We start from the raw sequence: 11,804 nt of genomic DNA on the forward strand, positions 1-11,804 counted from the left end.
GGTTCGTGGCTGGGGGAGTCTTGAAGGGGGAGGGAACGGCGGTGGCCCCGTTCCGAAACGGGGCCACCGCCTAGTTCCTACTTCACGTTCAACTTCGGGGTGATCTTCGCGTCGTACTCCTTGGCCAGTGCCTCGAGATCGGAGGAATCACGGATCTTGCCGAAGAACTCCTCGAGGATTTCGGAGGATTCCACTGCGGCCCAGCCGGGTGCGGCGGGGGTCAGCTTGGAGTTCGAGGCCGAGGCGATTGCTGCCTGGGCGAACTGGTCATCACCGAGGGCGTCGTTGTACTTGCTGTTGGCCGGTCCGAGCCCCGCCTTTCCGAGCATTTTCTGGTAGTCGGCGGAGAAGATGATGCGCATCAGCTCCTTGGACAGTTCAGGATGCTGGGACTTCGCGGAGATGCCGATATTGGAGCCTCCTGCCAGGACAGGTGCTGGTTCGCCATCGACGCCGGGCAGTACGAAGGAACCGAACTTCTTCTCGTTCCAGGAACGCTCGTCCTCGCCCTTCTTCAAGTCACCGATGGAGAAGTGAGCCCAGCCCGGGGCCATGATCGTGGCCGCAGCCAGCGAGGTCTTGCCGGTGGGGTTGCCGTCGTCGTCGAGGATCTGGTCGGCATCGTTAATGTAGAGCCAGGGGGTGACATCCTTGGCGTCGGAGGGGGCCTTCGAGGCATTTCGGTAGAGGTCCTGGAGCTGCTCGAGTCCCTTGACCGTCTTGGGGTCCGAGAGACTCGACTCCCACTGGCCGTCGACCTTCTTGGCCAGGTCCCCGCCATTGGCGAAGATCCAAGAGACGCCGTTGCGCCAATCCTGACCGCCGATGAAGAAACCCGAGAAGTTCTTGATGTCCCGGGGGTTCTCCTTGGTGATGGTCTTCACTGCGGTGTTGAACTCATCGAGGGTTTCTGGCGCCTCGACACCGGCTTCCTTCCAGAGGTCTTTGCGCATGAACATGTACCGGGATCCGGCGTAGTACGGCAACGTGAATTTCGTACCGTCCACGGAACCGGCCTCAACGAACGAGGGGATCAACGAGTCGCCACCGAGCTCGTCGTACATGTCGTCCAGCTCCAGGAAGGCGCCCACGTTCGTGAACGTGGGGGACTGGGTATTGCCCATTTCGACCACGTCCGGGGTGTTCTCGGCATCCGGAAGGGCCGTGGTCATCTTGGTGACCAGATCGCCCCATCCTTGTTCCTCGATCTTCAGGCTGGCTCCGGTGGTGGAGGTGAATTCCTTCTTGAGGTAATCACGCAATTCGTCCGGTGTGTCCCCGCCGGCCAGCCAGAGGGTGATGGACTTATCGGCGTTGTCCTCCTTGGAGGTCGAAGACTCCGCTGAGGAGTTCGCGGTGCCTCCACAGGCGGAAAGCGCCAGTGCTGCGGCGGTGATCGCCGCAAGGCTCATGAATTTTTTCATTGCCGTTCCTTCGGGTTGGATTTGCAAGGGACGCCGTTGTGGGCCCCTCGGTTCATGCGCGCTACTAGGCGTCAGGCCACCCCCAACCGGTTCCACAGAACCAGGACGGCGGTGCCCAGCAGGACGATGTCCTCGGGGCCGGAAGCCAGACGTACCGTGAGCGCGGGTGGCTGCTGCGGCAGAAGCCGCTCACGCAGCGTGCGCTGGGTGCTGTCGAGAAGGGGACCATTGAGCAGGTCGGTGGGGCCACAGAGGACGATGTCGGCCAGATCGAGGGCCCCGACCACTGGTGCCAACGCGATCGCCAGCCGGTCTCCGGCGGTGTGCAGGACCTCAGCAGCTGCGGCATCGGGGTCAGATGCCGTCGACGCAGTTTTCAGGCTCCGGTTCAGCGAAGGGACCGACAGCCAGGTTTCGAGGCAACCGGTCCTGCCGCAACCGCAGATCTCGCCGCCATCGGTGCCGACCGAAACATGGCCGATTTCGCCGGCCGCGCTGTGGACTCCACGAACCCTTTGCCCGCCGACGATCAACCCGGAACCCACACCGCGCCCGACTTTCACCAGGATCATGTCCGCGCAGCCTGCGCCGAAGGTGTAGTCGGCATGCACGGCGGCATCGGCGTCGTTGGAGACCAGGGTGGGCAGGCCGGTTTCGGATTCGAGTAGCGCCCGCAACGGGACGTCGACCCATCCGAGGTTGGGGGCGGTGAGAACCACTCCGTCCGCGTTGACGACGCCGGGGGTGCCCACTCCAATGCCCAGCAGCGGGGCCGTGGCCAGGGTGATCGTCTGCCGCGCCATCTCCAGGACGATGGAAACGACGGCATCTCCGGTTTCCTGGTCTAGGGAGTGCTCGGTCCGGGCCAGGATGTTGCCGTCGAGGTCCAGGACCGCGGCGCGCAGGATGGAGTCCTCGGCAAGGTCCAGGCCCAGGATCTGCAGCCCACGGCGGTTGACGTCCACCAGGGTGGCTCGTTTGCCCGGCCGGATGGCCTCGGACTGGCCCAGCTCAACGACGTGAGTACGGGTCATGAGTTCAGAGACGAGGTCCGAGACGGTCACCCGGGTGAGTCCGAGAGCACGTGAGAGGTCTGCGCGACTCATCGGACCGCCGGCGTGTAGCCGTTGGAGCACCAAGGACAGGTTGTGTTCACGGCCATGCGAGGGCAAGGCCGCATTCTCCAGCGGGAGCCGATGTCGATGTGTGGTGTTCGTCATGAATGTTAGTAAAGGGTACTAACAATAAGAAAACAAGACCTGGGTCACATTATTTCAATTTCGCTAACTGGCGACTCGATGTGGTCGTGGTCCCGGGATCGACGAGAATTTGATGGTCTCAGCCTGTTCCGGTCGGCGTCAGGGCCTCAATTGGAAGGTGGTAAGAACTGGAATCATGTGCTTCAGGAGTCTGCCGATCAGCCCGGCCGAAGCACCAGCATCGACGCCATCACCACCACCAGCGGGGCGATGAGAGCGATCGCGTGCACACGAGCGGGCATGCCTGTCCACCAGGCGCTTGGCGATGAAGATCGTCGGCAGGGCGAAGGCTCCGACCAGGGAGGTGAGCCCGATGTAGGCCGTACGCGGTCGCAGGACCAGTCGGCGCCGTGAGTTCGACGACATTTTGATGACCTGTGTCCACTCCGGGGACCAAATGGTGTCAAACTGGGAGGTGATGACTACTGCAACCGCCCGCCTCCCGCTCACCATCCGCCAGGCCACGGAATCCGACTACGACGAGATCGGCCGCATCACCGTCGACTCATATCTGGCGGCGGGGCACTTTGAGGACCCCGACCACGAGTACCTGCAGTTCGTCCGCCAGGTCGCCGATCGCCACGCCGCAGCCGAGATCCTGGTCGCCGAACACGATCAGCGGGTCATTGGTGCCGTAACCCTGGTGCAGCCAGGAAACCCCTACGCCGACATCGCCGAGTTGGGCGAGCTGGAGTTCAGGATGCTGGTGGTGGACCCGGCTGTCCAGCGTTCCGGCGCCGGCCGGGCCATGGTCGAATCGGTCATCGACCGCGCCCGGCAGATCGACGGCGTGGACACGGTCTCGTTGACCACCGGCGGACATTGGGAAGCAGCCAATGCCCTCTACGCAGCTATGGGCTTCCAGCGCGCCACCGAACGGGACTGGTTCGTCCCCGACACCGACATCCTGCTCAAGGTCTACGTCCTGCCGCTCTAACCCACCACTGGCCCGCACGAGCCATGTACTAGGGTCGCCCCATGCCCACAGCGAAGCCCCGTGCACGACGGATCTATCTGGTCTTCGTGCTTGTGGCCTTCGTCTCGATGGTCGGGGACGGGATGGCGCTCTTCGCCCTGACCCTGGCTTCTGCCGACCTACTCGGCTCCTGGGGCGTCACCACCCTGTTCCTCACGGGGCTGATCCCACCGATCCTGGCCGCCCCGATGGTGGGCCGGCTGGTTGACGGTGCGAACCTGCGCAGGACCTGGGTGGCCAGCCTGCTCGCCCACGTCCTCCTCTTCGCCCTCATGGCCATCGCCGATGACCTGCTGCTCAGCTTGGTGCTGATGTGCGGGGCCAGTATCTGCGCCGTCATCAACGCGTCGGCGATCTTCAAGCTCATTCCCTCCATCAAGGGTTCTCTGCCCCTGACGCGGGCCAGCAGCCTGATCGTTTCGGCCGGTTCACTGGCGGGCATCCTCGCGCCACCGATCGCTGCCATCGCCTACACCGCATGGTCCCTCCAACCCCTACTGGCACTCAACGCCCTGGGTTTCACGGCCCTGGCCATCGGCGCGGGACTGGTCGTTCCCCGCAGTTCGGTGCCGACAGAGGCCGAACAACCGAACGACGGCGGGGCCAGACCGGGAGCGCGCATCCTGTTCACGGACCAGTTGCTGGCCCTCTTGTTGGTGCCCATTGCCGCGGTCGTGCTGTTCACATCCGCCGAAGGAGTCGCCGGGGTCTTCTATCTCCGCTCGGTCGCTGGGAACGACACGATCTATGCCCTCATGCTCGGGGCCTGGTCGGTGGGCGCGCTGATCGGTGCCTTGGCCTGCGGGAACCGGTTCCTCGCAGCACGGGTCAGGGCTCCGGTGCTTCTCGGCGGCGCACTCATCGGCGCAGCCATCCTCGCGGAGGGACTGTGGCCGAAGACCCTGGTGATCCTGGCGGTGTTCCTGTTGGGCGGCTTCGGCAACGGGTTGCACAACGTGGGGGTGCGCAACGCCGTGTATGCGCGGATCCCCGAAGCCCACCACGGGGCCGCCTGGGCCTACCTGACCGTCCTCATCAAGGTGATGGTCGGCCTGGGCTTCCTGTTGGGAACCCCCGGGTTGGTGGTGGACAGTGATCGGCTGATCATCATCATCGCCGGAATCGGCTCATTGGCAGCGGTGCTCATCGCCACGGTGGGGATGAGGGGAGCGGCACGGCATCATCGGGCGCCGGCGGGAACCAGCAGAGCCGTGGTGCAATCGTTGTCGCAGCAGGAGGACACCGGGCGGGCCGAGGGGAATGGGCCGCCGGTCCTGAACTAGACTGGTGGGGATAACCCACCATCCATGAATTCGGGGAGATACATGCCTGCGATCAGTCGTGAGGAAGTTGCCCATCTGGCGCAACTGGCCCACCTGGAGATGAGCGAGACCGAGCTGGAGAAAATGGCCGGCGAACTCGGTGTCATCGTCAACGCGATCAAGTCCGTGAGCGAGGCCGCCGGCGACGACGTCCCGGCCACCAGTCACCCGCTACCGCTCACCAACGTCATGCGCGAGGACGTGGTCGGGCAGACGCTGACGCAGGAGGCGGCGCTGCAGAATGCGCCCGACGTCGAAGACGGCCGTTTCAAGGTTCCGGCCATCCTGGAAGGGGAGTAGGACATGAACGAGATCATCAAGCTCTCTGCCGCCGATCTGGCCGCGAAACTCCGTGACGGATCGGTCACTTCCGTCCAGGCCGTCCAGGCCCACCTGGACCGCATCGCAGCGGTTGACGGAGGGGACCGTGGAGTCCACGCCTTCCTGCACCTGAACGGGGAGGAGGCGCTCGCTGTGGCCGCCGAGGTCGACGCCATCCGCGCCGCCGGTGGGCCCGAGGCCAAGGCGCTGCACCCGCTGGCCGGCGTGCCGATCGCCATCAAGGACCTCATCGTCACCAAGGGCCAGCCCACCACCGCGGGGTCCAAGTTCCTCGAGGGCTGGATGAGCCCCTACGACGCCACCGTGATCGAAAAGATCCGTGCCGCCAAGCTGCCGATCCTGGGCAAGACCAACCTCGACGAATTCGCGATGGGCTCCTCCACCGAGCACTCGGCCTTCGGCGACACCCGCAACCCGTGGGACCTGGACCGCATCCCCGGTGGCTCCGGCGGTGGCTCCGCCGCTGCGGTTGCCGCCTTCGAGGCCCCACTGGCCCTGGGCACCGACACCGGTGGCTCGATCCGTCAGCCGGGCGCCGTGACCGGGACGGTCGGCGTCAAGCCCACCTACGGCGCCGTCTCGCGCTTCGGGGCCATTGCCATGGCCTCCTCGCTGGATCAGATCGGCCCGGTCGCCCGCACCGTGCGTGATTCAGCCCTGCTGCATGAGCTCATTGGTGGGCACGATCCCAAGGACTCCACCTCCATCGACGCCCCGGTCGCCGAACTTGCCGCGGCTGCCGAACAGGGTGCCACCGGTGACATGGCCGGCGTCCGTGTCGGTGTCATTCGCGAACTGCAGGGGGAGGGCTACCAGACCGGCGTCCAGTCACGTTTCGACGAATCCCTGGAGGTTCTGAAGGCTGCCGGCGCCGAGATCGTCGAGGTCTCCTGCCCGAACTTCGAGTACGCACTGGGTGCCTACTACCTGATCATGCCCTCGGAGGTCTCCTCCAACCTCGCCAAGTTCGACGGCGTCCGCTTCGGCAACCGCGTGCTGCCGACCGAGGGGCCGCTGACCATCGAACGCGTCATGGCCTCGACCCGTTCGGCGGGCTTCGGCGACGAGGTCAAGCGCCGGATCATCCTGGGCACCTACGCGCTGTCGGCTGGCTACTACGACGCCTACTACGGCTCCGCGCAGAAGGTCCGAACGCTCATCCAGCGTGACTTCGAAGCAGCGTTCACCCAGGCCGACGTCCTGGTGTCCCCGACCTCCCCGGTCGTCGCCTTCGAACTGGGCTCGAAACTGGATGACCCACTGGCGATGTACCTCAACGACGTCGCCACCATCCCCGCCAACCTGGCCGGCATCCCCGGTATCACGGTCCCCGGCGGACTCTCCGAAGGCCTGCCGGTGGGCATTCAGTTCCTGGCCCCGGCCCACGAGGACGCACGGCTCTACCGTGCCGGCGCGGCGTTGGAGAAACTGCTGGAGGACCGCTGGAACGGTCCGTTGATCAACCAGGCCCCCGAGCTGGCCGAATCGTCCAAGGAAGGTGTCGCCTGAGATGGCCCACGCAACTGAAGAACTCGTCGACTTCGATGAGGCACTGGAACGCTACGACCCGGTGCTCGGTTTCGAGGTCCACGTCGAGCTGAACACCGCCACCAAGATGTTCTCCGACGCCCCGAACGTCTTCGGCGACGTCCCGAACACCAACGTCACTCCGGTGGACCTCGGCCTGCCTGGAGTCCTGCCGGTGGTGAATAAGAAGGCCGTGGAGTACTCCATCAAGATCGGTCTGGCATTGAACTGCCAGATCGCCGAGTACTGCCGCTTTGCCCGGAAGAACTACTTCTACCCGGACACCCCGAAGAACTTCCAGACCTCGCAGTACGACGAGCCCATCGCCTTCGACGGCTACTTGGATCTCGAACTGCCCGACGGGGAGATCTTCCGGGTGGAGATCGAACGCGCGCATATGGAGGAAGACGCCGGCAAACTCACCCACATGGGTTCCACCGGGCGCATCCAGGGTGCACAATCATCGCTGGTCGACTACAACCGTGCCGGTGTGCCGCTGGTGGAGATCGTCACCAAGCCGATCACCGGTGCTGGCAAGCGCGCCCCCGAACTGGCCAAGGCCTACGTGGCCGCGATCCGCGAAATCGTGAAGAACCTGGATGTCTCCGACGCGAAGATGGAACGCGGAAACGTCCGCTGCGACGTCAACATCTCGCTCATGCCCAAGGGAACCACGAAGTTCGGCACCCGCTCCGAGACGAAGAACGTGAACTCGCTGCGCGCTGTCGAACACGCGATGCGTTTCGAAATCGAACGCCACGCAGCGGTCCTGGATGCCGGCAACCTCGTCGTCCAGGAAACCCGTCACTGGCACGAGGACACCCGGACCACGACGTCGGGACGCCCGAAGTCCGACGCCGATGACTACCGCTACTTCCCCGAGCCGGACCTGGTGCCGATCGTGACGACCCGCGAATGGGTCGAGGAACTGCGCGCGCAGTTGCCGGAGCCGCCGGCCGAACGTCGTAAGCGTCTGCAGGCCGATTGGGGCTATGCCGACGCCGAATTCCGCGATGTGGTCAATGCTGGATTCATGGACGCCATCGAAGAGACCATTGCCGCCGGTGCCACCCCCGCGGTGGCCCGCAAATGGTGGATGGGTGAGATCTCCCGACTGGCCAAGAACGCCGACGTGGAGCCGCTGGAACTCGGCGTCACCCCGGCGACAATCATCGAGCTCAACCAGCTGATCGAAGCCAAGAAGATCAACGACAAGATCGCCCGCCAGGTTCTCGAATACGCCGTGGCGGGGGAGGGGACGCCGACCGAGATCGTCGAGAAGCGTTCGCTGGCCGTCGTCAACGACGATTCCGCCCTCGGCGCCGCAATCGACGACGCCATGGCCTCGATGCCCGATGTCGTTGCGAAGATCAAGGACGGCAAGGTCCAGGCCATCGGTGCGCTGATCGGTCCGGTCATGAAGGCCACCCGCGGTCAGGCCGATGCCGGGCGCGTGCGCGAGATCGTGCTGGAGAAGCTCGGCGTCGAGGGCTGAACCCCGCCGGGCCCCAGCGGCCCGGACGCCGCAGTACCTGCCCGAGGGGCGGGCGGAGAACCTTCCGCCCGCCCCTCGGGTGCGTGCCGGGTGTGTAGCGTGGTTCCATGACCACCCAAGGCGCAGCGAAACGAACCGGAATCGCCGTTCCAGCACACGATGTCGATGTCACAGACGCCCTGGTCCGCACCCTGCTGAAGGAACAGCACCCCGATCTGGCTCATCTGGACCTCTCGCGGGTCACCAACGGTTGGGACAACGTCGTCTACCGGCTGGGTCAGGAACTGGCCGTGCGTCTGCCCCGCCGGGCCAGCGCCCACCAGCTGCTGCTCAACGAAGTCAGATGGTTGCCCTTCCTGGCACCGCGGCTGCCGTCGCCGATCCCCGCAGCTGTTCGCCGAGGCCAGCCGGGAGTCGGCTACCCGTACCACTGGGCGGTGGTGCCCTGGTTCGACGGGGAGTCCGCGGCGATCCGTTCCGCCGCCGACCGGGATGGCTACGCAGCCACCCTTGGGCGGTTCCTGCGCGCACTTCACGTTCCGGCCCCGGCGGATGCTCCCCGCAACCGCGTGCGTGGCCTGGCACTGGCCACCCGCGCCGAGGACTTCACCCGGCGTCTGGCAGAGGCAGACCCACCCCTGGAGGGGCCCTGGCACGCGCTCTTCGCAGCAGGGGCGAACGCGCCCGAACACCACGGCCCACCACTCTGGCTGCATGGGGATCTGCATCCGCATAACCTCGTGACTGTCCCCGGTTCGGGGCCAGCGAGAATTTTGGCGGTCGTGGACTTCGGGGACATTACCGCCGGGGACCCCGCTTGCGACCTCGCGGCTGCCTGGCTGCATTTCACGCCGGCAGGCCGCGCGGCCTTCGTCGCCGAACTTCCCTACGATGAGGACACTTGGTTGCGCGCCCGGGGGTGGGCGGTGCACTTCGGGACCATGATGGCCCTGATGCCGGATGGGGACCCGCTGCAGTCCGTGGGACGGCATGCCATAGAACAACTATGCCGCGAAAACTGAACCCATCAACGGAAGGACCCGGACTCATGGATCTCAAAGTAGGGGTGGTCGGTTTCGGCCTGCGCTCCGGACTGTTCAGACAAGCCCACCGGCCCGGTGAGGGCTCAGTCGTCACCATGGTGTGCGATACCAGCGAACGTGGCCGGGCCGATGCGGCAGCGAAGCTACCCGAAGCCACCGTGACCGCCGACCTCGATGAATTATTGAAGGCCGGTTTGGACGCCGTGCTGGTCCTCACCCCGGACAACCAGCATGCCGCGGTGGCCACGCGAACCCTGGAAGCAGGGATCCCCACATTTTGCGAGAAGCCGCTGGATGTCACGCTCGAAGCCGTGGATGCACTCCTCGAAACAGCTTTCCGGACCGGGACCAAACTGTACGTCGGACACAACATGCGCCATATGCCGGTGATCCGCCAGATGCGCGAGATCATCCAGGCCGGAACCATCGGCGAGGTCAAAGCGATCTGGTGTCGGCACTTCGTCGGCAATGGCGGTGACTACTACTTCAAGGACTGGCATGCCGAACGGGCGAAGACCACCGGTTTGTTGCTTCAAAAAGGTGCGCACGACATCGACGTCATCCACTGGCTGGCCGATGCCTATACGGAGCGGGTTTCCGCCGTCGGTACCCTGGCGGTGTACGGGGACGTGGAATCCCGGCGCGATAACTCCGATCGACGTATGGGTGACTGGTTCTCGCTGCAGAACTGGCCGCCGTCCGAACAGCAGGACCTGAACCCGGTCATCGACGTGGAGGACATTTCGATGATGAACATGGTGCTGGACAACGGCATCCTGGCGTCCTACCAGCAGTGCCATTTCAGTCCCGACTACTGGCGTAACTACACGGTGATCGGCACGCGGGGACGGCTGGAGAACTTCGGAGATCACGCGGGGGACCGGATCAAGGTGTGGACCAGCAGAACCCAGGGCGGCTATGTGGAAGCCGACCACGAGGTGGTCATCGCCGACGCCGATGGCGGGCATGGTGGAGCCGATCCGTTGCTGATCGGCGAATTCTTGCGTTTCGCCGCCGAAGGTGGCCCGACGGAAACTTCACCAGTCGCCGCCCGGGCTGCCGTGGCTGCTGGGGTGCTGGCGACGCAGTCGTTGCGCGGGGATGGGGCTGCACGGCAGGTTCCGCCGCTAGATGCAGAGTTGTTGAGGTATTTCGCTGCTGACCAGGAGCGGGTTGCCAGCAGGGATTGACGGAAAAACCGCCGGACTTCTGCCTGGAGCTGCGCTCAAAGAATGTGCTGTGAAGTCGGCTCTATCTGTCCTAGGCTGGGAAACCGGACGAAAGGAGCACGACATGAAGAAGATCCTCATGGTCCTGACCAGCGTTTCCGAACTCGGTGATACGGGTGAGAAGACCGGCTACAACGTCGCAGAGGCAGCGCATCCCTGGAAGGTGTTCGCCGATTCGGGTCACATCGTGGACTTCGCGTCCATCAAGGGCGGGCAGCCCCCGCAGGACGTGGTCGACAAGGAGGACCCCATTCAGGTGGCCTTCAACGAAAGCGAAACCACACGTGCCGGGCTCTACAACACGGCGCGGGTCGAAGTGGTCGATCCCGAACAGTACGACGGCGTCTACCTGGTGGGCGGTCACGGAACCATGTGGGACTTCCCGGACAGCCAGGGCCTGCAGAAGCTCGTGGCAGGTGTCTACGATGCCGGCGGGGTGGTCGGCGCTGTCTGCCACGGACCTGCTGGACTGGTGAACGTTGAATTAGCCGATGGCTTCCGACTGGTCTCGGGGCGCAAGGTTGCGGCCTTTACCAATGACGAGGAAGTCGCGGCTGGCAAGGACAAGGTCATCCCGTTCTTCCTGGCAGACCGGCTCGAAGAACAAGGGGCGACCCATGTCCAGGCTGACGTCTTCGAGGAAAAGGTGGTCGTCGACGACCGGCTGGTGACCGGCCAGAATCCGGCATCTGCCGGTGGGGTGGCCAAGGAGATGGAAAAGCTCCTGGCTGAGGTCATCCACCAGGAGAAGGCAGAGGAGGAGAGCGAGTCGGAGGCGCTGCGCCAGGCCAAAGACGCCGAAAAGGCTGCCGAGAAAGCCGCTGCCGAGGAAGCCGGGCACTGACACGCTGAGGTGATCGGCGCGTGGGGACGGACTGGCCGTGACCCCCTGATACCGCACTAGCCTGACGCAGGTCGATGGCCTCCACACCGGCAGTGTGGGGGCCATCGCTGATTCTGCTAATCATGTGGTTTCTGTCTAGGAGGCCGCATGAGAATGACGGCTATTCCTAGGACCGTGGTGAGAACTCCCAGTGTGGATGTTAGCCACACCTGGTATGGCTCGTGCGCTGTAAATAGCGGGGGAATCGTCAAGATGAGAGCCGCTGCAGCCAACGCAAAGACAAGGATTGCTCCGGGGAACAGCCAATTGGTTTTTTGGTTCACATCGAATCCTGAGAATCAGC

Annotated in this window: 10 protein-coding genes; 8 read left to right on the forward strand and 2 right to left on the reverse strand. The window is 64.5% G+C overall.

Annotated elements, in window-relative coordinates; genetic code table 11:
* Positions 1–77: 77 nt before the first annotated feature.
* Both ACT3S6_RS12615 and ACT3S6_RS12620 read right to left on the reverse strand, forming a co-directional pair.
* Positions 78–1,424, reverse strand: coding sequence for an extracellular solute-binding protein (locus ACT3S6_RS12615; protein ID WP_444555238.1), 1,347 nt, complete (start codon positions 1,422–1,424; stop codon positions 78–80).
* A 71-nt stretch (positions 1,425–1,495) separates the two neighbouring features.
* The gene (locus ACT3S6_RS12620; RefSeq protein WP_444555239.1) at positions 1,496–2,644 is read right to left on the reverse strand and encodes an ROK family transcriptional regulator; all 1,149 of its coding nucleotides are present in this window, start codon (positions 2,642–2,644) and stop codon (positions 1,496–1,498) included.
* A 457-nt stretch (positions 2,645–3,101) separates the two neighbouring features.
* Between ACT3S6_RS12620 and ACT3S6_RS12625 the strand changes: the two genes are divergently transcribed.
* The 8 genes from ACT3S6_RS12625 to ACT3S6_RS12660 all read left to right on the forward strand — a co-directional run bounded on the left by ACT3S6_RS12625 (position 3,102) and on the right by ACT3S6_RS12660 (position 11,461).
* Entirely contained in the window at positions 3,102–3,620 is a 519-nt protein-coding gene (locus ACT3S6_RS12625) for a GNAT family N-acetyltransferase (RefSeq protein WP_444555240.1), read from the forward strand.
* Between the two features lie 41 nt (positions 3,621–3,661).
* On the forward strand, positions 3,662–4,942 hold the full coding sequence (locus ACT3S6_RS12630; protein WP_444555241.1) for an MFS transporter: 1,281 nt from the start codon (positions 3,662–3,664) through the stop codon (positions 4,940–4,942).
* 42 nt (positions 4,943–4,984) lie between these two features.
* A complete protein-coding gene (gene gatC / locus ACT3S6_RS12635; protein WP_444555242.1) occupies positions 4,985–5,281 on the forward strand; it encodes an Asp-tRNA(Asn)/Glu-tRNA(Gln) amidotransferase subunit GatC in 297 nt (98 codons plus the stop codon).
* A gap of 3 nt (positions 5,282–5,284) precedes the next feature.
* Entirely contained in the window at positions 5,285–6,832 is a 1,548-nt protein-coding gene (gene gatA / locus ACT3S6_RS12640) for an Asp-tRNA(Asn)/Glu-tRNA(Gln) amidotransferase subunit GatA (RefSeq protein WP_444555243.1), read from the forward strand.
* 1 nt (position 6,833) lies between these two features.
* The gene (gatB, locus tag ACT3S6_RS12645) at positions 6,834–8,345 is read left to right on the forward strand and encodes an Asp-tRNA(Asn)/Glu-tRNA(Gln) amidotransferase subunit GatB (RefSeq protein ID WP_444555244.1); all 1,512 of its coding nucleotides are present in this window, start codon (positions 6,834–6,836) and stop codon (positions 8,343–8,345) included.
* Between the two features lie 107 nt (positions 8,346–8,452).
* Positions 8,453–9,367 carry an aminoglycoside phosphotransferase family protein gene (locus ACT3S6_RS12650; RefSeq protein ID WP_444555245.1) on the forward strand — a complete coding sequence of 305 codons (915 nt, stop codon included), beginning with the start codon at positions 8,453–8,455 and terminating at the stop codon, positions 9,365–9,367.
* Between the two features lie 26 nt (positions 9,368–9,393).
* Positions 9,394–10,578: a Gfo/Idh/MocA family protein gene (locus tag ACT3S6_RS12655; protein ID WP_444555246.1), complete on the forward strand. Its 1,185-nt coding sequence runs from the start codon at positions 9,394–9,396 to the stop codon at positions 10,576–10,578.
* 103 nt (positions 10,579–10,681) lie between these two features.
* On the forward strand, positions 10,682–11,461 hold the full coding sequence (locus tag ACT3S6_RS12660; RefSeq protein WP_444555247.1) for a type 1 glutamine amidotransferase domain-containing protein: 780 nt from the start codon (positions 10,682–10,684) through the stop codon (positions 11,459–11,461).
* The last annotated feature ends 343 nt before the right edge of the window (positions 11,462–11,804 follow it).

The organism is Arthrobacter sp. AOP36-C1-22 (genome assembly GCF_052377515.1).
GTDB lineage: Bacteria > Actinomycetota > Actinomycetes > Actinomycetales > Micrococcaceae > Arthrobacter_H.